18 protein-coding genes and 1 pseudogene are annotated in these 23328 nt (G+C 36.3%); 18 read left to right on the top strand and 1 reads right to left on the bottom strand.

Going from position 1 to position 23328, the window contains the following annotated elements:
• Positions 1-350 precede the first annotated feature (350 nt).
• The 16 genes from WFI24_RS31720 (at position 351) to WFI24_RS31645 (ending at position 18491) form a co-directional block, all read left to right on the top strand.
• Complete coding sequence (locus WFI24_RS31720; RefSeq protein WP_336765791.1) at positions 351-1127, top strand: YveK family protein; 777 nt, start codon at positions 351-353, stop codon at positions 1125-1127.
• Positions 1108-1803 carry a CpsD/CapB family tyrosine-protein kinase gene (locus WFI24_RS31715; protein ID WP_175395138.1) on the top strand — a complete coding sequence of 232 codons (696 nt, stop codon included), beginning with the start codon at positions 1108-1110 and terminating at the stop codon, positions 1801-1803. Before WFI24_RS31720 ends, WFI24_RS31715 begins: the two co-directional genes overlap by 20 nt.
• 50 nt (positions 1804-1853) lie before the next feature.
• On the top strand, positions 1854-3665 hold the full coding sequence (locus tag WFI24_RS31710; protein WP_336765789.1) for a polysaccharide biosynthesis protein: 1812 nt from the start codon (positions 1854-1856) through the stop codon (positions 3663-3665).
• Positions 3666-3708: 43 nt separating this feature from the next.
• Positions 3709-4695, top strand: coding sequence for a copper amine oxidase N-terminal domain-containing protein (locus tag WFI24_RS31705; protein ID WP_336765787.1), 987 nt, complete (start codon positions 3709-3711; stop codon positions 4693-4695).
• Positions 4696-4725: 30 nt separating this feature from the next.
• The gene (gene galU, locus WFI24_RS31700) at positions 4726-5610 is read left to right on the top strand and encodes a UTP--glucose-1-phosphate uridylyltransferase GalU (RefSeq protein WP_336765786.1); all 885 of its coding nucleotides are present in this window, start codon (positions 4726-4728) and stop codon (positions 5608-5610) included.
• Positions 5611-5714: 104 nt separating this feature from the next.
• The gene (locus WFI24_RS31695) at positions 5715-6869 is read left to right on the top strand and encodes a DegT/DnrJ/EryC1/StrS family aminotransferase (protein ID WP_336765785.1); all 1155 of its coding nucleotides are present in this window, start codon (positions 5715-5717) and stop codon (positions 6867-6869) included.
• Entirely contained in the window at positions 6866-7546 is a 681-nt protein-coding gene (locus tag WFI24_RS31690; protein WP_336765784.1) for a sugar transferase, read from the top strand. Before WFI24_RS31695 ends, WFI24_RS31690 begins: the two co-directional genes overlap by 4 nt.
• 12 nt (positions 7547-7558) lie before the next feature.
• The gene (locus WFI24_RS31685) at positions 7559-8203 is read left to right on the top strand and encodes an acetyltransferase (protein ID WP_336765783.1); all 645 of its coding nucleotides are present in this window, start codon (positions 7559-7561) and stop codon (positions 8201-8203) included.
• Complete coding sequence (locus tag WFI24_RS31680) at positions 8178-9269, top strand: glycosyltransferase family 4 protein (protein ID WP_336765781.1); 1092 nt, start codon at positions 8178-8180, stop codon at positions 9267-9269. The genes WFI24_RS31685 and WFI24_RS31680 overlap by 26 nt, the downstream gene beginning before the upstream one ends.
• Before the next feature lie 22 nt (positions 9270-9291).
• The gene (locus WFI24_RS31675; RefSeq protein WP_336765780.1) at positions 9292-10407 is read left to right on the top strand and encodes a glycosyltransferase family 1 protein; all 1116 of its coding nucleotides are present in this window, start codon (positions 9292-9294) and stop codon (positions 10405-10407) included.
• Between the two features lie 58 nt (positions 10408-10465).
• Positions 10466-11575, top strand: a complete 1110-nt coding sequence (locus WFI24_RS31670; RefSeq protein WP_336765779.1) for a glycosyltransferase family 1 protein — start codon at positions 10466-10468, stop codon at positions 11573-11575.
• 72 nt (positions 11576-11647) lie between these two features.
• Positions 11648-13075, top strand: coding sequence for a hypothetical protein (locus WFI24_RS31665; RefSeq protein WP_336765777.1), 1428 nt, complete (start codon positions 11648-11650; stop codon positions 13073-13075).
• 508 nt (positions 13076-13583) lie between these two features.
• Positions 13584-15113 carry a lipopolysaccharide biosynthesis protein gene (locus tag WFI24_RS31660; RefSeq protein WP_336765776.1) on the top strand — a complete coding sequence of 510 codons (1530 nt, stop codon included), beginning with the start codon at positions 13584-13586 and terminating at the stop codon, positions 15111-15113.
• 85 nt (positions 15114-15198) lie between these two features.
• The gene (locus WFI24_RS31655; protein WP_336765775.1) at positions 15199-16581 is read left to right on the top strand and encodes a UDP-glucose dehydrogenase family protein; all 1383 of its coding nucleotides are present in this window, start codon (positions 15199-15201) and stop codon (positions 16579-16581) included.
• Complete coding sequence (locus tag WFI24_RS31650; RefSeq protein WP_336765774.1) at positions 16556-17587, top strand: GDP-mannose 4,6-dehydratase; 1032 nt, start codon at positions 16556-16558, stop codon at positions 17585-17587. Before WFI24_RS31655 ends, WFI24_RS31650 begins: the two co-directional genes overlap by 26 nt.
• A gap of 202 nt (positions 17588-17789) precedes the next feature.
• A complete protein-coding gene (locus WFI24_RS31645; protein ID WP_336765772.1) occupies positions 17790-18491 on the top strand; it encodes a hypothetical protein in 702 nt (233 codons plus the stop codon).
• 898 nt (positions 18492-19389) lie between these two features.
• Here WFI24_RS31645 and WFI24_RS31640 read toward each other — a convergent pair.
• Positions 19390-19584, bottom strand: a pseudogene (locus WFI24_RS31640) (helix-turn-helix domain-containing protein); the annotation flags it as partial.
• Positions 19585-20003: 419 nt separating this feature from the next.
• Here WFI24_RS31640 and WFI24_RS31635 point away from each other — a divergent pair.
• Both WFI24_RS31635 and WFI24_RS31630 read left to right on the top strand, forming a co-directional pair.
• Positions 20004-20705 carry a CpsD/CapB family tyrosine-protein kinase gene (locus tag WFI24_RS31635; RefSeq protein WP_336765771.1) on the top strand — a complete coding sequence of 234 codons (702 nt, stop codon included), beginning with the start codon at positions 20004-20006 and terminating at the stop codon, positions 20703-20705.
• Between the two features lie 1851 nt (positions 20706-22556).
• Positions 22557-23303, top strand: a complete 747-nt coding sequence (locus WFI24_RS31630; protein WP_336765770.1) for a YveK family protein — start codon at positions 22557-22559, stop codon at positions 23301-23303.
• Positions 23304-23328: the final 25 nt, after the last annotated feature.

Here is a 23328-nt window from a genome sequence, read left to right as displayed (position 1 = left end):
GAGCTACACACACATCTTTGCAATAATGGGATGCTGAAAGCTAGAGATCATTTATCAACTGGAGGGAAGTTCCAGAGACTAGCATCCTGCAATCTTCAAAGAAAAACTTTAGGCGACATGGTCTCCCGAGCATCATGGAGTGTTTTAAAGGCAAGCGGAAGAAACCTGTGTAGACTAGCGGTACATCTGCCGCAGCTATCCATCTCCCAACATTATAAAGAGGCAGGCACTGGTCGTGGAAATGCAATGGAGTCCTTTTCATAAGAAATGTCACTCTTGATTTGGAAATTCGTCTTGCAATGGCATTGAATAGTAACAGAAATTTATATCACAGCTTGGAGGAAAGGCATGTGTCGCAGGAATTAGATTTAAGGGATTATTTCCAGATTGTGCGTAAGAGGAGCTGGCTCATTGTATTAATTGTAGTCTTGGTATGTTTGTTGGCCGGCGTCTATAGTGCTTTTATTAAAAAGCCCGTTTATGAGGCCTCGACAAAAATCGTTGTCAATCAGAAATCAACTCAATCTGATGCGAACCAACTAGATTTGAACCAGATTAACACAAACATTCAATTGATCAATACGTACAAAGAGATTATTAAAACACCAGCCATCTTGGATCGGGTGGTTACGAATTACCCAGAGCTCAAATTGTCGGCTGAACAGTTGTCGGAAATGGTGAATGTAAGTTCGGTCAATCAAACACAAGTTATGACCGTTCAAGTTCAAGATACTTCATATGTGAGAGCAGCGGAGATCGCAAATGCAATCTCAGACGTGTTCCAAAAGGAAATCCCCACAATATTTAACGTTCAAAATGTATCCATTTTAAATAAGGCATCGATCGAGCCGTTAACCAGACCAGAGCCAGTGGCTCCAAATATTCCATTAAATATGGCTATTGGATTTATCATAGCTTTAATGATTGGTGTTGGGCTTTCAATTTTGCTGGAATACCTGGATGATACGATCAAAACCGAGGAGGATGTTAAACAAATTCTGGATATGCCGACACTTGCAATGATTATCAAGGTAGGTCAGGAAGAGAAAAAGACTGAAACCCCTCGTTCACAAGCAAGTACAATTCCAAAGAGAGGGGAGAAAAATCATGGCACGATCTCAAAATAATAGAAGGCATCTGATTGTTCTAACGGATCCGCGTTCTCCTATATCAGAATCATATCGAACATTACGAACAAATATTGACTTTTCATCCGTAGATCAAGTTACCCAAGTCATCATGGTAACTTCGTCTGGTCCTGAAGAAGGGAAATCTACCGTTGTTGGTAATTTAGCAGTAACATTTGCCCAAGACAACCGAAAGGTCTTATTAATCGATGCGGATATGCGTAAACCGACAGTTCACCGTACCTTCCAATTATCGAATATTGCAGGACTTTCCTCTGTATTATCACGTCAGTTTAGTCCAGATGTCGCAATACAATCAACGGAAGTTCCAAATCTCTATGTCATGACAGCAGGGGCCATTCCTCCAAACCCAGCCGAGATGCTGAATTCAAAGAGTATGGCACAGATGATGGACAAGCTTCGAGAGCAGTTTGACGCCATTCTTATTGATACTCCTCCTGTATTAGCAGTAACCGATGCACAACTGCTTGCTTCGCAAAGCGATGGTGTATTAATGGTTATTAATACAGGGAAAGTGAAAAAGGAAATAGCTTTAAAAGCCAAAGAAACATTACAAAGAGTAAATGCAAGGATGCTAGGTGTCGTATTAAATAATGTGAAACGAAAAGCCAGCGAAGATTATTATTACTATTATTATGCGTCCAATGACAACTAGACCCATGTCTCGCTTGCGTTAGATCATTTTATACTTCGGAGGCGCTGTAAATGAATACTCGCAAAACTCTTGCGATGCTAATAATCATAGACATGGTTGTCGTATGGTTTAGTATTATAACGTCTTATTGGTTTCGATTTGACAAGGGGATTTCATCTGATTATCTGCTTCAGATGCTCCTCTTCGCTGTCATATCGACAATAAGTTTAGGAGCCTGTTTATATTATTTCCGGCTATACCGACGGGCTTGGAAGTATGCCAGCATTGAAGAAATCCTAGCTATTTTTAAAGCTGTTATCTCGGCTAGCGTCATCTCATATCTACTTTCTCTGTTTATCTTCCCCGAGCGTGTACCGTTATCCATTGCGGTGCGTTCCATGCAAACCATTCTCTTACTTGTAGGTGGAATACGGTTTTTATGGAGAGTGACGGGACTGCGGAGTGAGGGGGAGATGGGGAGTAATACCTTAATTGTTGGTGCTGGAGATTGTGGAACCTTAGTTTCAAGAGAACTTCGCAATTCAAGTCTTGGTTTACAATTGGTCGGTTTTATTGATGATGATTTGAATAAATTGAAGTTGCAAATTCTTGGGCACCCCGTTTTGGGTACTCGTGAAAAGATACCTTCCATTGTTAAAGAAAAGCAGATCAAGGAAATCATCATCGCCATCCCTTCCGCAAGCAAAAAAGAAATATCGGATATTGTACAAATATGCAAAAATACAGGCGTTAAATTGAAAATGATACCACGGCTGAATGATCTTATATCCGGGAAGGTGTCATTAAGTAAGATAAGGGATGTAAGTGTAGAAGATTTGCTGGGAAGAGATCCAATTAAGACGGATCTTAATGGAATAATGAATTATGTACAGCATAAACGCGTGCTTGTGACGGGTGCGGGTGGGTCAATTGGCTCTGAATTATGTCGACAATTAGCGAAATTTAGCCCTGAAAAACTACTTTTGCTAGGCCATGGAGAGAATAGCATTTTTAATATTGAGATGGAACTCCGAAAAAAATTCCCTGAAGTGGGACTTGAGACACTTATTGCAGATATTCAAGATCGGGAACGAATGAAAAACGTTTTTGACGATTATCGTCCACAAGTCGTGTTCCATGCCGCAGCCCATAAACACGTTCCACTGATGGAACGGAATCCAACGGAGGCAGTCAAGAATAATGTGTTTGGAACACAAAATGTGGCAGATTGTGCAGACCAGTTCGGAGTAGAGAAATTTGTCTTAATCTCATCAGATAAGGCAGTGAATCCAACAAGTGTGATGGGGGCAACCAAGCGCATTGCAGAAATGTACATACAGACAATGAACGTATCCAGCAGTACGAAATTTGTTGCCGTGCGTTTTGGAAATGTATTAGGCAGCCGTGGCAGTGTGATTCCATTTTTCAAACAACAAATTGCAGACGGTGGGCCGGTAACGGTAACACACCCAGAAATGGTCCGTTATTTTATGACGATTCCTGAGGCCGTGCAACTAGTTCTGCAAGCAGGCTCCTTCGCCGAAGGAGGCGAAATTTTTGTGTTGGATATGGGTAGTCCTGTCAGGATTTTAAACCTGGCTGAGGATCTGATTAAATTGTCTGGTTATGAGCCATATGAAGATATTGATATTAAGTTTAGTGGTATACGTGAAGGTGAAAAACTTTATGAGGAACTTTTAACAGATGAGGAAAATATAACAGCAACTCAGCATAATCGGATCTTTATAGGAAAGCCTTCTGATTTAAATCGTCGTCACTTGGAACTTGAGATTTTACGACTGCAGCGGGTGATGGCAGATGGATCGAGTTCCATTAAGGATATCATTGATCAAATAGTTCCTATGTACGAGGGAGTCTCCTAAAATAAAGTTATACAACAATAAAAATAGATGGAGTGATACAACGATGAAGAAATTAAAAATATTCCCAGTTACAGCAGCTGTCATTGCCTTACTAATGTTCATTTTGCCTATGTCTGCATTTGCAACAGGTAACAACGTAAAAGTGCAACCTATTGGCACGCATTTTATTTTTGACGGGAATCAGGTTAAGCCACCAGCAGGGCAATTTTCATTTAGTTATCAAAACACAACATACGTTCCGCTTCGATTTGTTTCTTATGCACTTCAAAAAAATGTGAATTGGGATGGGAAGCTTAAAAAAGTAACTGTGTCAGATCCGACTCCGAATCAACTGGTGTCATTAAAGGAAAGTATTATGAATTCGCAAGCGATGAAAGATACATCTATTCCATCGAATAAAATTAGTATTGAACAAATGAAGATGAACTTTGTATTTAATGGAGTGAAGAAGGACCTTCCAGCCGGACAGCTCAGCTTCATATATAAAGGAACGTTGTACGTGCCTATTCGTTTTGTGGCCGAATCTACTGGATCTTCTGTCACCTGGGATCAGAAGACCAAGACCGTAATTGGGAAATCCAAAGCCTACTCAGATAATGAAAAAACTACCGGGACAACTACAAACGATAATACCAAACCTGGATCTGACAAACCTTCTACGTCTCCAGAATCTAAACCATCTACAGGGGGAGGAACTAACACTGGGGTAACCCCGGGTAAATCATCTTACGACAATATCACAGATGCAACGCAAGCAAAACTAGAGGCATTACGAGCAGAAAGCAAAGCTGTTTTGTTTGATCTAGCTAAAGATTATTTATCGGCAACAGATGATACAGCTAAGAAGAAACTTCTTGCTGAGGGACAAAATAAGCTGAACGGTTTTACTGCTACATTTGAGAGCATTGTAAAAGATACAGAAGCCCAGTTGAAAGCTAATGGCTACAGTACGGAAATCATCAATGAATATCGAAAAACATTTAACGATGAAATCGAAGCAGGAAAAAAATTAGCAGAAGAGCTTGCATAAAGCTCTTTTTTCTGAAAGGAACTTAATTTCATGAGAGTAAGGAAGGCGATTATTCCAGCAGCGGGTCTGGGCACCCGATTTCTTCCAGCGACAAAGGCAATGCCGAAGGAAATGTTGCCGATAGTAGACAAACCTACAATCCAATATATTGTTGAAGAGGCAATTGAATCAGGTATTGAGGATATTATTATTGTCACTGGTAAAGGAAAAAGAGCAATTGAAGATCACTTTGATAATTCGTTTGAGTTGGAGCAAGTTCTCTTAGAAAAGGGAAAGCTTGAGCTTTTGAATGAAGTTCAAAAATCATCCAAAATGGTTGATATTCATTACATTCGTCAAAAGGAAGCAAAGGGCTTGGGGCATGCGGTTTGGTGTGCTCGAAAATTTATTGGGGAAGAACCATTTGCTGTATTATTAGGTGATGATATTGTAAAAGCTAAAACACCTTGCTTAAGACAGATGATGGAACAATATGAACGATTCAAATCATCTATTATAGGAGTTCAAAATGTAGCAGATGACGAGGTCTCGAGATACGGAATTGTTGATGGTAAAGAAATTCATGATCGTTTTTATAGCGTTAACAATTTAATTGAGAAACCTAAACGTGAAGATGCACCATCCAATCTCGCGATCCTAGGGCGATATATACTAAGCCCTAGAATTTTTGAGATTCTTGATCATCAAAGGGCAGGGTTGGGAGGAGAAATTCAACTAACAGATGCTATAGCAGAGTTGAATCGTCATGAAGCTGTGTATGCATATAATTTTGAGGGTGTTCGGTATGATGTGGGTGAGAAATTGGGTTTTATTCAAACAAACATTGAGTTTGCTCTACAACGCGATGAACTGAGACCACAATTATTGGAATACTTGAATAGGCTTTTAACAGAAGAGGTTACTGGTAAAAAATAAGTACCCCTAAGCCTTGATTTAATTTAGTGATTTGAAATTCGCCGAGTTAAATAGACGTTATATGAGTTAACTTTGGTGAGATGATTTGAAGGGAGCAGCTAATAATGTCAGGTCAGACTATGAATGTGGTCCACAACAAGATTCACCTCGCATCACCTCATATGAGTGATGAAGGGTATGAGATGAAGTACATACGTGAGGCGTTTGATACGAATTGGATTGCTCCTCTTGGAAATAATGTAAATGAGTTTGAAAATGAATTAGCCGCTATGGTCAATAGTAAATCTGCTGCAGCCTTAACATCAGGTACGGCAGCAATACATTTGGCATTAAAAGCAGCAGGAGTTGCTGATGGGGATATAGTTCTCTGTTCCTCTTTAACGTTTTCCGCTTCAGCAAACCCAATCATTTACCAGAATGCAATACCTGTTTTTATCGACAGTGATATTGAGACGTGGAATCTTAGTCCGGTCGCCTTGGATAAGGCAATAAAGAAATACACTCGTATGGGGAAGAAACCTAAAGCTGTGTTAATTGTACATTTGTACGGTTTAACTGCAGACATGGATAAAGTTATAGAAATTTGTCGGAGATATAATATAACACTAATTGAAGATGCTGCGGAATCTTTAGGGGCTCTATATAAAGGAAAACATACTGGAGCACTTGGAGATTATGGGGTTTTCTCATTTAATGGTAACAAAATAATTACTACATCTGGCGGAGGCATGCTTGTTTCAAATAGTGAGGAAAGTATTGAGAAAGCAAGGTTCTGGGCCACCCAGAGCCGTGACCAAGCAATACACTATCAGCATAGTGAGCTCGGTTTTAACTATAGAATGAGTAATATTGTTGCGGGGATCGGTAGAGGGCAATTGAAGGTATTAGATCAAAGAATTAAGAGAAAAAGAGAGATTTTTGAATTTTATCGTAGGGAAATTGGCTGTTTTGATGGAGTTAAAATGATGCCTGTAAATGATTGGAACGATCCAAACTATTGGCTAAGTTGCATTACGCTTAGCGGAAAAGTCAGACCTTTGGATCTTATAATAGCCTTAGAAAAAGAGAACATCGAATGTAGACCAGTTTGGAAGCCGATGCATATGCAACCATTTTTTGCTGGATATGACTACATAGGCGAAGGTGTCGATGAAAAAATATTTGACGATGGTGTTTGTTTGCCAAGTGATACAAAGATGAGCGACAGTGATCTCGAAAGAATAGTGAGAGTTATTAAACGATTGTGGGAGAGAAGATGAAGACTGATTATAGATCTAAAATAACTACTAAGTTACAGTTGAAAATTCGATTTTTTTTATATAAAAAGTTTTTAAAACGTCCAATGGATTTTATCTTATCACTTTTCGCAATTATCATATTATCACCAATTTTTCTTGTTTTGATTATACTTGTTAGATTAAAACTCGGCAGCCCAGTAATTTTTAAGCAAGAAAGGCCAGGACTCAACCAGAAAATTTTCACGCTTTATAAATTTAGAACGATGACAGATAAAAAAGATGAAAGTGGACGGTTATTACCTGACAATATCCGACTCACAAAATTCGGAAAAGTGCTTCGTTCAACATCTTTGGATGAATTGCCGGAACTTTTTAACATTCTTAAAGGTGAAATGAGCTTAGTAGGCCCTAGACCACTCTTGGTTCAGTATTTAACGCTTTACAATGATCATCAGAGTCGTCGACACGCCGTAAGACCTGGTTTATCTGGATTGGCTCAAATTAGTGGCCGCAACGCCCTGAGTTGGGACGATAAGTTTGATCTTGATGTTGAATATGTAGATAATGTTACCTTCCTTTTAGATTGTAAAATTATATTTTTAACCTTTAAAAAGGTGTTTATACGTGAGGGGATTAATAGTGGAAATTCGGCGACGGTTGAAGTGTTTAAGGGATCAAAAACTGAAGAAGCTAGATAAAGTGATAGAGATATGAAAAGTAAACTTCTTATTATCGGTGCAGGTGGTCATGGTAAAGTAGTGGCTGAAATCGCCTTGAAAATGAATAAATGGTCACAAATAGCCTTTCTTGACAATAATGGAAGCGGAAGATCTGCATTGAAATTTGAAGTAATAGGGAAATCTGACGATGCCATTAGGTTCATTTGCGAATATGACCTTTTTGTTGCAATCGGTGACAATAGGATTAGAGAGGAACTACAAGAAAAACTTGAAAAAGCAGGTGCTAATATACCTGTATTAATTCATCCTCAGTCCATTATTGGTGACGATGTTAGTATAGGGATGGGAACCGTACTTATGGCAGGATCTATTATTAACTGCTGCAGTAAGGTTGGCAAGGGTTGCATAGTAAATACAGGAGCGACGATAGACCATGACAATGTAATAGAGGATTATGTACACTTATCTCCTGGTACTCATTTGGCCGGAAACGTAAGGATTGGTAAAGGTACATGGATTGGTATTGGTGGTGTGGTTAGTAATAATGTAAGCATTATTACTCGAAGCATAATTGGTGCAGGTGCTGTAGTGATTAAAGATATTAGTACTACCGGAACATATGTTGGAGTTCCAGCTAGAGAGGTGAATTATGGCAAGGATTTTAATATTAGCTAACAGCGATATCGGTTTATATAAATTCAGAAAAGAGTTAGTGGAAAAACTCGTAATGGAAAATGAAGTATATGTGTCATTACCTTATGGCGATTTTACGACTAAGCTGGAAGAGATAGGTTGTAAACTTATCAATACAGCTATTAGCAGGAGAGGAACTAATCCGATTACGGATTTAAAGTTGTTAACTAATTACATCAAAATTATTAGGAATATTAAACCCGATGTGGTTTTAACTTATACTATTAAACCTAATGTTTACGGTGGGTTGGCTTGTAGAATAAATGATATTCCCTTCTTGGCAAATATTACAGGACTAGGTTCCGCATTGGAAAACAGGGGGCTACTGCAAAAGGTTACTTTATTTTTGTATAGAGCATCATTAAAAAAAGCATCGTGTGTGTTTTTTCAAAACAAAGAAAATAAGGAGTTTTTACTCAAGAACATTTCTATTAGTAATTATAGATTGTTACCCGGATCTGGAGTGAATATTGAGGACTACTCATTATTAGAATATCCTCCTCAAGATAATATAAATTTTCTGTTTATTGCTCGAATAATGAAAGAGAAAGGTATCGATCAGTATTTAGAAGCAGCCGAATATATAAAAGGGAAATACCCAAATACTACTTTCCATATTTTAGGTCCCTGTGAAGACGCATATGAAGGTGAATTGGAAATGATGCAGGAAAAAGGGATCATTCAATATCACGGAATGCAAAGCGATGTTAAAAAATTTCAAAGGTTGTCTCACTGTACCATTCATCCTACCTATTATCCAGAAGGTATGTCTAATGTATTACTAGAAAGTGCTGCTAGTGGAAGACCTATAATAACAACCAATAGGAGTGGTTGCAGGGAGATCGTTGATGATGGAATTAATGGTTACATTGTAAAGCAAAAGAATGGTAAGGATCTTATTGAGAAAGTTGAAAAATTCCTAAATTTAGACTATGAAGCTAAAAGGAAAATGGGTTTGCAAGGTAGGGGGAAAGTAGAGAGAGACTTTAATAGACAAAATGTTGTAGATGCATATTCAAAAGAGATAAAAAAAATAACTAATAAATAAGATAGGATAGGAATCACTTATTATGAAAAAGCCTATTCGTATACTACATGTATTAGGTCGCCTCAATAGAGGTGGTGCTGAAACAATGGTTATGAATTTATATCGAAATATTGATCGGTCAAGAGTGCAATTCGATTTCATTATTCATACAAGCGATAAATGTGATTATGATGATGAAATATTGTCTTTGGGAGGGATCATTCATCATATTCCTCAATTTAATGGGAAAAATTATTTGCAATATAAGAAGGCGTGGCATCGTTTCTTTAAATCACATCCAGAATATAAAATAATACACGGACATGTTAGAAGTACAGCGTCAATCTATCTCTGGATCGCAAAAAAATATGAGTTGATTACAATAGCCCATAGTCACAGTACATCTTCTGGTAGGGGTATCTCAGCGTTTGTCAAAAACACTCTTCAATATCCAATTAGATATATTGCTGATTATCTATTTGCGTGTTCAAAATCTGCAGGACAATGGTTGTTTGGTGAAAATGTAATAAAAAAGAGTAACTTTATAATACTAAAAAATGCAATAGATTCACAAAAATATATTTACAATCAAAATAATAGGATGAAAATAAGAAAGGAACTTGAAATTGAAGATAAATTTGTAATAGGTCACGTTGGAAGATTCAATGTATCCAAAAATCACGAGTTACTCATTAACATTTTTAATGTAGTACATAAAAGAAATAATAATTCAATTTTATTAATGGTTGGTGATGGAGAGTTACGTCCGGATATCGAAAAAAAGGTTAATGATTTGGGTTTAATTGATGCTGTAATATTTTTAGGTGTTCGCTCAGATATTCCTGAATTGTTACAAGCAATGGATCTTTTCTTGTTCCCTTCCTTATTTGAGGGATTGGGCATCGCTGCAATTGAAGCACAGGCTGCTGGACTACAATGTTTAGTGTCAAGCTCAATTCCTGAAGAAGCATTCATTACAGATTTAATACTGTCGCTTCCTCTTACTAGTTCAATAGATGAGTGGGCAGAACGGACCATATCACATTCTAATAAGAGTAGTAGGGGAAGTATGACGGAAGAAGTTAAAAGCTCTGGGTACGATATACACTATACTGTACAATCAGCTCAGAAATTTTATATAGAGAAATGCGGAAAATAATGGTGCATTGTAGTTTATTTAAAATATTAACAATATTGGGTAATGGGGTATGACTGAGATGAAAAAGATACTTTATTTTGGAATGACTGGGAGTTTGGGCGGGACAGAAAGCTTTATTATTAATTTTTGGAAGTCATTTAATAAAGGTAATATTTCAGTTGACTTTATTAAAGTAGGAAACTCACTTTATTTTGAAGAAGAGATTTTGGAGGAGGGGAGTAGCGTTGTTGCTTTACCGGAGAGAAGAAGAAATCCTATTAAATATTTTCTTTCCATTTATAAGCTATTAAAAGGTAAATCAGAATACGAAATTATTCATGTTCATTTAAATTCTTGTAGTAGTATAGAGCCAATAATAGCTGCAAAATTATGTGGAAAAAAAGTTTTCGTTCACAGCCACAATGCAATGAATAGAATGAAAATAATTACAAGAATTCTTCATAATATAAATAAAAAAATTATGAATCGCATGGTTGATAAAAGGCTTGCATGCTCGAATAAAGCTGGTCAATGGATGTTCGGTAAACGCGATTTTATTGTAATAAATAATGCGATTCCTTTAAAAAACTATTTATATAATAAAAATAATCGTCAAGAAGTTAGACATCAGCTCGGATTAGAGAATAAGTTTGTAGTAGGGCATGTAGGTCGCTTTACAAGTCAAAAAAACCACGAATTCCTAATTGACATTTTTAAGAGTATCCGAGAAATAAATAAAGAGGCCATTCTTCTATTAGTTGGAGATGGTGAACTAAGATCTAAGATTGAAAATAAAATACTAGAGCTAGGATTGAAAGACCACGTCATAATAACCGGAGCACGCACGGATGTTTCTATCTTGTTACAAGCAATGGATGTATTTGTTTTTCCGTCAAATTTCGAAGGATTAGGAATCGTCGCTATCGAGGCACAAGCAGCAGGGTTGCCTTGTATAGTATCTGAATCTATTCCAACTGAAGCTTTTATTACAAATTTAATAAAAAGTGTTTCACTGAATGAGAGTTCTAATAAATGGTCAGAAATAACATTAGAGCACAGTAAGAGTTTTAAAAGGAGAAATACTTATGAAGAAATTAAATCAGCTGGTTATGACATTTCTGATGCTGCATTAATATTAGAAAAGTTATATTTGAATGATTTTAACACTAAACAGTTTGATAATAGTTGAAAATTTTATTCCTTGTATCAAAATTGAATAAAATTTTAGTATCCTATATAATATAATTGGGGATTGATAAATGTGAATTTGGTAAATAATAATCTAAATAAAATACCAAATGATATGATTAAAAAATTTATAGTAATGATTTTTATAATTATTATCGCAAGTACTATTTCAACTTTATTATTGGTCTTTGATAAAAAAGTGCCAAGTTATTATAGTTTATTACCTATTTTGCCTTGCTCCTTTGGTTTAATTTCATGCATCTTTGCAAACATATATAGCTTGTTTCTGAAAAGTATTAGTATAACAATAATAACAAGTACATATTTTATACGATTTGTTGTTATACCAATTTTTTTGAGTATTGGGGGTTACTCAACGAAAGTTATAAACATTGATGCTTATAGCTATATAGAGAGTGCAATTTTACTAATGGTGTTTGAACTTTTCATCGTATATGGTTATTTATCATTTAATGTCGGAAAATACTCATATATACGAAATGATTTAGTGGAAAATAATACAAAATCATCATTATCTTTTCGTTTTATTATAATTTCATTGTTTTTGTACGTTGTATTTGTATTGATAAAATACCCTGAAGAACTCTCATATTTAGGTTTATTCACTCAATTCTCTGAGGCAGATCGGATACTAAGTGCTAAGAATCGATTATATGCGGTGCAAATAGTTCCAGGTGTGATTGATACATTTTTCACTATATTTATTTCAATTTTACAAGTGTTTATTCCTATTTTATGTATTAAATTTATCCAAAAGATGTATAGTAAAAAAAACCAAAAGAAAGCTGCAAATTTGTCTATCATTGTTGTTTTATGCACTGCAGTAGTTATGACAACAGAAAAAGCACACTCAGTTACAATTGCAGTTTCTTTATTTTTAATTATTTATAAATTATATCCTTCTGTAATGAAGAAAAGAGCGCCGTATTTTATTATTATTATGATTTTATTCGTGTTCGGAGGTTTAATTTTTAAAGCAGGCGCTAATCAGAGTGAAAACTTTTTAGCTTCTGTCTCTACTATTTTAAATGCTTATTTTAGTGGACCAATCAATACAGCAGTATCATTTATTATGAGAAATGATATTACATTGAATATTGTTTTTTCTGATTTAGGAAATTCTATACCACTATTAAAATATTTATTTCAAGATCTGAATACGAGTCCCAAACTTTTTAATCTAGCTTTATATGGCAACACAGATAACAGTGATCAAATAATTCCCCTTTTAGGGCAAGGGTATTTTTATTTTGGATTTTTTATAGCACCTATTTTATCAATAATTGTTGTTAAGCTGGCATTATTTGTTGAGAGATTAGCCCATTTAGAAAAGAATCTTCTTAATAAATATATTTATATACATGCATTATTGGTTATTTCGCTAGTACCTGTACTATACAATTTAAACATTATGATAAATTTACTTTTCCTTCTAGCGATAAACATTTTCATAGCAAAATGCTCGAAAAAAAATATATAAAAAAATGTGGAATTCATGTCATTCTCTAATGAATTATAATGTTGACAAAATCTGAGGTTATGCTAATGCTTGAACTGAGATTTTGCCAATCAGTTGGCAGAAAGGCATGAAGGAAGTAGAGCCTGTGGAACTCCTTTTAACAAACGCATGACACTCTGAACACCGTGATTAGAGCTGTTCATACGGCGTTGTCTATTGGGGTCATTTGGAGGCAGCGCTTCTCGATACACCTTCGGAACATTTTAAACAGCTATTGCTGATAAAGGCAAAGATTTTACTATAATTAGTTTTAACCTGAGAGCAACCTGTTGTTTACAGGTGTATTTCGCTGAAACTCTGATAGAACTAGAAGAACGTTCTTTACCTTATCAACCATATCCAACAAAAATGTATAGGTTGAAAGAATGTCCTAAAATCCTGTCCAGAAGAACTGTCGCACTCGGCTTGCCAATCTGTTCAATAGAAAAATTATGACGAACTTTACTATAAGGGGCTAATTTGAGTTTAAATGTTAAGAACTAAAAAAGCATTAGTTAATATTATGGTGGCTTTAATTGGACAAGCTCTCGGATTGATTGTTAGTTTCATTGCTCGAATATACTTCGTTAAGTATCTTGGAGCAGAATATCTTGGACTGAATGGCTTGTTTACTAATATCATAAGCATATTATCACTTGTTGAATTGGGAATAGGTCCTGCTATTATATACAGTTTATACAAGCCACTGGCTGAAAATGACTTGCAAAAAGTGAAGTCACTAATGCATTTGTATAAAAAAGCATATACACTAATTGGCTTTATTATTTTTATAATCGGATTGCTTATCATACCTGTTTTGCCTTTTTTTGTAGCCGGAAACGCAAATATTCCCAAATTAAAACTTATTTTTGTATTATTTGTAATAAACGCTGCTATTTCGTATTTTTTCTCATACAAACGAAATCTAATAATAGCAGATCAATATCGTTATGTTGCAACTTTGTATCGATATTCCTTTTTTCTTCTTTTGAATGTCCTTCAAATTTTCATTCTCTTTTTGACAAAAGACTATGTGCTTTTCTTAATAATGATGATTTTATGTACTTTACTTGAAAATATTTTTGTTGCAAGAAAAGCAGATCGAATGTACCCCTTCTTAAAAGACAAAAAAGCTTCAAAGCTTGACAAACGTACCATACAAGAAATAAAAAGAAACACAAGCGCGTTGATTTATCATAAAATTGGCGGCGTGGTCATTAATTCCACTGACAATGTTTTAATCTCAATAAATCTTGGTGTAGTATGGGTTGGATTATACTCCAACTATCTACTAATAATAACAGCACTACATACAATGATCGGCCAAATCTTCACTGCAGTTACTGCTACCATTGGAAATTTAGTCGCTGTGGAAAGTAAGAAGAAATCACTCTTCATGTTTCAAGCAATATATCTTGCTAATTTTTGGATATATGGGTTAAGTGCTATATGTCTATTTCAATTGATCAACCCTTTTATAAATATTTGGTTAGGGAAGAAAATGTTGATATCAATGGATGTAGTGTCCTTTATTTTGATTAATTACTATATACAAGGTATGAGAAAAACAGTACTTACTTTTCGTGAAGCTTCGGGTCTTTATTGGAATGATCGATATAAACCCCTTTTTGAAGTAATAATTAACCTTGTAGTTTCTATTGTCCTAGTTCCTTATTATGGTGTATCAGGGATATTTATAGGTACAATAGTTAGTACCATGACAATATGTTTCTGGTTAGAGCCTTATGTTTTGTATAAACATGGTTTTGATTCTCCTTTAAAACCATATTTCCTAAAATATATATATTTTTTATTTGTAGTATTAGTAGCCGGATTTATAAATTATGAAGTTACATCGTTAATAGCTGGAGATTCAATTATTGCGTTTATATTTAGAGCTTTAATAAGTCTATCCGTACCTAATGTCATTTTTCTAATGTTTTTTTATCGCACGAAGGAGTTTCAATATTGGTGTAATTTATTCAAATCTATTTTGTCTAAAAGAATGCAAAAAAAGTGATTTATTAATCAGTTAGTTTCATAAAAAATAAAGTAGACAAGTTTTTTTGAACCTTTTTTTAATAATAAGTAAAGGAAGATTTGTAATGTATAAAATAGCAGTAGCAGGAACAGGATATGTCGGTTTGGTCGCAGGTGTTTGTTTTGCTGAAGTTGGCCATCATGTTACGTGCGTAGATATTGATCAAAGTAAATTGGAATTAATGAAATCCGGAGTTTCTCCAATCTATGAAGCAGATTTAGAAGAATTGATGCAGAAGAATTATTCTGCCGGAAGACTAAATTTCACAACCGACTATAAATCTGCATATAAAAATGCGCATGCTATCTTTATAGGAGTCGGAACACCTGAACAACCGGACGGATCAGCAAACCTTTCTTATATCGCAACTGTTGCAAGACAAATTGCTGAGTCAGTAGAAAAGAATTGCTTAGTTGTAGTCAAATCAACAGTTCCAGTCGGAACCAATGATAAAGTAGAACAATTTATCCAAGACTTCTTAACCAATGATGTGAGAGTAGAGGTTGCATCAAACCCAGAGTTCTTAGCACAAGGATCTGCAGTGCATGATACATTACATGCAGAAAGAATTATTATTGGAACGGAAAGTGAATGGGCTGAAAAAAATTTGCAGGATATTTATAAGCCATTTAATCTTCCAATTGTCTCAGTGAACAGAAGATCTGCTGAGATGATTAAATATGCTTCAAATGACTTTTTAGCATTAAAAATTTCTTATATGAATGATATTGCAAACCTGTGTGAGCTGGTCGGTGCGGATATCCAGGATGTTGCAAAAGGAATGAGTTTTGACGAGCGTATTGGTAGTAAATTTCTAAATGCAGGTATTGGATTTGGTGGATCATGCTTCCCTAAAGATACAAAAGCATTAGATTACCTTGCAAGGCAAAATGGTTATGAGCTAAAAACAGTACAAGCTGCTATTGATATAAATAAAGAACAAAAAACAATGCTTTATAAAAAAGCAAGTCGCCGACTTATTACATTTAACGGTTTAAAAGTTGCTGTACTAGGTTTAACATTCAAACCAGGAACAGACGATTTACGTGAAGCTGCTTCTCTGGAAAATATTCCTTTATTATTAGAACAAGGCGCAGACATTTATGCATATGACCCAGTTGGCTCCGAGAACTTTGCTAAGATTCATCCTGAAGGAAACAATGGAAATGGAACAATTACGTATGTATCGGACATTGAGCAAGCGTTAGCAGGAGCGAATGTATGCTTTATTTTTACGGAATGGGGCGAAGTGAAAGCTGTCGAACCTGAATCATATAAGAGACTGATGCGCACTCCTCTTGTGTATGATGGAAGGAATATTTACGGTGTGGAAGATATGCAAGTAGCGGGAGTTGAATATCATTCGGTTGGAAGAAGATCTGCTGTTCCAATTAGAGGCGAGTTGAAGGAGTTGAATAGCCTTGAATTACAAGCCGCTAGATTCTAGTAAAAACTATCTTGTCACCGGTGCGGCGGGGTTTATTGGCTATTACCTGTCCAGGAAACTATTGGAACAAGGCTGTGTCGTGATTGGCATCGACAACTTAAATGAATATTATGATGTTAATCTTAAGTACGCTCGCTTGAATCAGCTTAAGTCTTTTGAGAGATTCACGTTTATTGAAGGCGATATTGCTGACAAGATAGTGATCAAGTCGATCTTCGAAAACTATAAGCCGAATATAGTTGTGAATTTGGCTGCACAAGCTGGAGTGAGGTATTCAATCGAGAATCCGGACGTCTACATCCAAAGCAATATCATCGGATTTTACAATATACTCGAAGCTTGCAGGCACTATCCTGTAGAGCATCTCGTGTACGCATCCTCAAGTTCGGTGTACGGATCCAATAAGGAGGTACCCTTCAGAGAGAGCGATGTCGTGGATAGCCCGGTATCGCTGTATGCAGCTACAAAGAAATCCAATGAATTAATGGCCTATACATATAGCCATTTATACCACATTCCTGCTACAGGACTTCGTTTCTTTACGGTTTACGGCCCACTGGGACGGCCGGATATGGCTTATTTCGGCTTCGTAGATAAATATGTGGCGGGCGAGCCGATCAGGATCTTCAATAGTGGCGATTTTGAACATGATCTTTATCGCGATTTTACGTTCGTCGATGATATAGTGACAGGTATTGTACGCCTACTGAGCAATCCATCTATTGGAGAAGATGGTGTCCCCCACAATGTATTTAATATCGGTAATAATAATCCTGAAAAATTAATGATCTTTATTGAAACGCTCGAGAAGTGTTTGAGTAATGCTCTTGGTAAAGAAGTCGTATTCGAGAAGGTATATGAGCCTATAAAGCCAGGCGATGTGCCGGCCACATATGCATCGACTGACTTATTACAGCAAGCAGTAGGGTTCAAGCCAGAGACTCCGATTAAAGAAGGGTTGCAAAAGTTTGTGGATTGGTATGTTGATTTTTATAATGTGAAATAAGACGGTATGGAAACGACTTTAGTTTCAGAGAATTCTCTACAATACAACGATTATCTTCTTATGTCTTGATTGCGTTATGCCCAGCAATTCAGAATTGTAAAGAAAATGCAACTTTTTTAGTTGGTGACCTATATGTCCTTGAATGTTTTAGACTAAATGGAATCATATTTTAATTACTTTTAAAGTCTGCGAGGTAGAAATAATGACTGAAGTTAAAATTAGAAGGAAAAGAAGAAAAAAGAAGCGTAAAGCCCTATGGATTACCTTAATTACACTGCTCACTCTTGCTGGATGCGGCTGGGGTGGATTTCATTATCTTACCCATAAGGATGTTCAGGCTGAAGACGTTGGAGTAGATCAGGACTTCTTTGACTTCTCTGAATTTGAAGTTGGACCTGATAAACCATCAGTCTCCAACAGTGGAAAGGAAGAAGATAAATCTCCATCCAAAGTGGCTTCTGGAAATTCCAGCGATGAACCTGGTATTAATACGAACAATGTAAACGTAGATAATGTAACGAAACCAGCATCGGGGGACACGGAACAAGAGCAAAATAGAGATCCAAAGGATATTGCGCAGAAAATTGAAAATAAATATTCTGCTACTTTTAAGAACTTAGAGACTGTCGCTACGTCGAAACTTAACACATTAGCTGAAAATGCATTGAAAGACTATAAATCTGGTCGGTCACTAACGGATCTCTCCTCAACCTATATGAGTGCATCCAATAAATTACAGGATAAAGTGGATTCAACATTCTATAAGGTATTAGACGAAATGAAAGCAGAACTGAAAGCAAACGAACTCAATAATGACCTAGCAAAACAGGCCGAGTCTACTTACACACAAGCCATTGCAGCTAAGAAGTCAGAAATGCTGGATAAAGTGCTACAGTTTAAATAAAAGTGAGATAACAGGTTTTGTTTACATTTGGATTCTTCGTAACCGCTCCTATTTTTTTGAGAAGCGGTTGTTTGCTTACCTGAGATTACAAACCATTTCAAACCGCCAATTGGTACAATTTCATCTGATTAAAAGATGGAACTAAACGTAACGTTGTTTCAAGGAATGGAATGCAGAGTTAAACAAAGATTGACGAAAAATAAATCATATTAAGGAGGTGGATATATCGGATTAAATATAAATTGCTTGGTGATATATAATCAATTTATGGAATAATTAAATTAGAAAATAGGCAGGTGACTTTTTATGGTTTACTATTTATCTCAGAATAAAAAGAAGTGCTCTGAATGTAATAAGGACTTGATTGAAGGAAGAGATAAAGTAACATGGCTCTCTGAAGAAGGACAAGAGCCACTGGAACTTATCACAGACTTGTTACTGTGCACTACATGTAGACGTTTGCATATCAAAAGCAATCGAAAAAAAGTAAATGGAGAGGTATATTTCGTTCCTACGGTGAAAGTTACCCCCAAAAACAACAAAGGAGATAATCAGGCCAAAAGAAAAAAAAATTTAGGAATATGTGCTTCTACTAGCAACAGTAAAAGGTGTTCCACATGTGAATTTCATTCAAATCATGTATGTGCCATCCATTTGATCAAAACAAATACAAACGATCTATGTAATCAATATAAGAATCATTATAAACGAATAGTTTATGGTGGAAGCTTTTCTTCAAAATAGATAAGAGATTATGCTAGTGTACTTGGGGTTATGGTTTATGTAAGTTTGAGTTCATTATTTGAAATCTCTCCGTTGTTTAGCCAACCATAACACCATACACTCAATACTATTCCTTCTTTAGTAAAACGGATTAGGATAGGATGTATCATTAATCTGTTCTTCCAAGGATAAAATCAATTGAAACATGAAATACATCCGCGAGCTGCGATAGTATGTCAAGGTCTGGCTTCCTGCGATTCTTCTCATAGTGAGACAACGCAGCTCTGCTTATCCCAATTGTCGAAGACAATTCCTCTTGAGTCCATCCTTTCTTTTCCCTTAGTTCCGCAATCCGATTGCCATAATTCATTTATTTCCCCCCTACTGATTTGAACAATATTATACAGAGATTTACAACCCCTGCGTTACAGAATGTATCGTAAATGAGTTGCCACGTCAAGTACCAGGCATGATATTTTAATCTGTTATTCCATAAGTTAAACAGGGAATTGATAATTGAGTCATTGTCACTACCCTCAAGACAATCACTGCCTTATTCTACTTTTTTAATGTGGATTTATTGTTCTATAAGCTACAAGTAAGTATGGGAGAATATCAAGAAATTAATTGATTACTACATCAAAAAGGGGTTGACATGATACAAACTGTATCTTAAAGTAAAGTCGTTAACGATACTAATTGTATCATAATTGCTTAGGTACTTAAAGATGTATCAGGCAAAAATGGATTACTGGTTTTCCATTTGAAAAAATGAGAGGAGAAAAAATTATGGCAAGGACCTCGAACAAAAGTACATTGGTTACTGTAATGAATCCCCTGTCTCCTGCAGCGGAGGGGTATCGCACGCTTCGAACCAACATCCAATTTTCGATATTGGATAAACAAATCCAAGTGATAATGGCCGCGTCTGCTCAAATGAATGAAGGAAAAACAACAACGATTAGCAATTTGGCGGTAACGTATGCACAAGAAGGGAAAAAGGTCATGATTATAGATGGGGATCTCCGCAAACCATCTTTACATCATATATTTATGCAGCCAAACCATAATGGTTTAACAAGCGTCCTAAGCCGGCAGTATGACCTGGATGAAGTCATCAGGCAGACATACGTTGATAACTTGTATCTCATTCCTTCTGGGCCGATTCCACCTAATCCTACCGAGCTTTTAGGCTCGCAACAAATGAATGACCTTATGGAACAATTAAAACGAGATTATGATGTCATTTTATTTGATACCTCACCAATAATGGCCGTAACGGACGCATTAATCATTAGTTCTCTATGTGACGGGGTGGTCTTAGTTATTCATGGAGGCAAAGTTAAAAAGGAAATTGTTCATAAGGCAAAGGCACAACTTGACCATGCTAAAGCAAACATACTAGGCGTTGTACTCAATCAAGTATCTATCCGTGGAAATGATGCTGATTATATCTTTTATAATGATACAAAATCTAAAGACGGGGTTTAGCTCGTGTAACGTACGAAATTGTACCGTAGGCGAGTTCCCGGTAATTTGAGGGATTTGAAAAGGATCTGGTCTTCTTTTGCGATAGAGCCGCATATCTATAGCATGCTGCAGACTATGCTGTGTAGAAGACAATTCCACAATCTCTTCTAAACGAATTAATAGGCAAGGTTAACAGACAATTGCGACAGTTCTAAATATTTTGACTAAAAGTGAGCAGATAATTTTTCTTGATGCATATAATCAATTACATCTCAAAGTCATACCGCTCAACAGACGTATTTTGCAAGAAAAGTATTTTGGTAAGTTATCCCCGCGATGGTTAACAGAAGAACGTTCTGTGCTTTTAGGCATTACACCATTGTAACCAAGGATGCTCTTGGTAAGGAAATGAATAGATACGTTAAAGAAAGATAACTTTCGGATCTTAACTCTTCGGGAAATCGTTGGCGTGGCTGTCTGTCTATACAACATGCAGAGAAAGTGTTGAAATCACACATTTTTGAAGCTTCATATGTAGAGGTATATTGAAATGCCTTGCCGTAGTTGGAGCAATGCCTCCGCACCGCTCAGCCATTTTAGATGAAGAGAAAGACTGGAACTGCAGCAGCAGGCGAGTAGTCCTTCAAAGATCAGTCTGTGGGCCAAGGAAATGGCGTATTGCTTTTATCCATACCGGTGTTTGATGATGTGCACTGCTGCTTTCCTTAATCTTTCTGTTCTATTTAAAATGGTCCCTCCCTACATAACCAAACCCATATTTGATCAAATAGCTGCTCCTACTGAACGGACGTGGAATCTTCTTTGGATGACCGGTGGCTTTACAGTGCACTTATCGGAAACACCTGTTCTGGTGACCCGTGGATACATAAGTATTCATATTAGCGACACGCTTGTTGGTGATATTCGGCGAGATATATTTAATACGCTCATAGAGCAACCGTTACTTTTCTTTATTAAACCCCATATCGCAATTCATCGGAAGAATACATCATGATATACCGAAATGAAATCATTTTGATCGGAGACATTACATAAATTCTGGTTCGGATATTAACCGCTGAATGCAATTTTTGCATGTTATTCTACCTGAACTGGTGGTTATCATTAAAGGTTGTGGTTATGTTGCATATATTTTTTTGTGTGATGTGATTTTGACCAAAGATCCGCGTCCTTTGGCATGTCCATTGGCGATATGCAGTCCATATACAAGTAGGATCGGAGAAGTATTTTAGGGCAATTCGTGCCTTCTAGGCTTTTGGGCAGGAAAAAACATATAGAAGAATCATCTTCTATACAATTTTTGGCGTGCTTATCTGGTTTATAGGCGTGCGGAGTGTAATCTCTGTGAGATGACGATTGAAAACCTAAGCACGTATACGGTTTACTGAATGATTTTTTTGGTCCGATCCGATGGTTCTGCCCATCGATTAGTTGGGTGAGTCGAAGCGAAGCAAAATTATAGGATTACAAAGATTTTATTGGGCTTTTCACTTCGTGGCAAGTGGAGTCAGTGGGTTTGAAACGTCAACACAGATTATGGAGAAATAACTTTCTATACTGGAAAAGAAAAAATCAGATTAATGTCTTACAATGACAGATTGAGAAGGAAGCCGTTTTGAAATCCCCGATATTTTGCTTCTAGATGCTCACAGCGTAAAAGAATGGACAAAATTCAACTAATTCTCGGATAACTCTTCTTATTTATACATGTGTTAGCATGAAACTATTTGTAGCAACAAAGTTAAATAGAGAAAAATATGGCTTGACACGATACCGTATGTATCATATATTGAATTACGATACATATTGTATCGGTAGGAGGGGTCGTTAATACCAAAAGGGGGGGAAAACGTGGAATTAGAATTGAAAGAATACGCACAAATTGTCAGAAAAAAATTATGGCTCATTCTTTTTATCGTGATTTTGATTAGTTCGACAACAGGAATCTACAGCTATCTTTTCGTTCAACCTAAATACGAAGCGAGTAATAAACTAATCATCACCAGTGGCGAGAAAGATCAAAAAACAGGTATTCAAAAGAATGATGTAGATATGGGGATACTGTTGGTCGATACGTACAAAGAGATGCTTTCAACGACTGCTGTTCTTGAGAAAGTGGTTGATCGCTATCCTGATCTGAATCTGACTGTAGATGCCCTTCTGGAGAACATGAAGGTTGAAACGGTGGCAGATACTCCTGTACTGATTGTTTCTGTTAAAGAATACAGTTATTCTTCAGCATCGCAGGTAGCGGATGCCGTGTCTGATGTGTTTAAATCTGAGGTTCCCCGCATTATTCAAGCCGGCAGCTTAACCATTTTAAAAGAAAGGACTAATAATCCATCTCCAGTCACTCCCAGCCCTCTAATGTACACGATCATCGCAGTAGTAGTTTCCCTGATACTTGGCATCGGTCTAGCCTTTTTAATTGAACATCTGGATGATTCCATCAAGAGCGAGGAAGATGTAACAAAGCTTCTTGGGTTAACGACACTAGCTGTTATTCGGAATATGAAGGCATCAGATCTACGGGATAAAAAATCCGTCAGCTCAAAATTACAAAAATCACGGGAGACGGGCACGGTTATTCAGCAATAAGTTTCTCAGTACATTTCCTTCCTGT

The sequence above is a fragment of the Paenibacillus sp. USHLN196 genome, assembly GCF_037144955.1.
In the GTDB taxonomy this organism is placed as follows: Bacteria; Bacillota; Bacilli; order Paenibacillales; family Paenibacillaceae; genus Paenibacillus; species Paenibacillus xylanexedens_C.
Note: the sequence above shows the minus strand (reverse complement) of the source record. Positions and strands in the feature narration are given on the sequence as shown.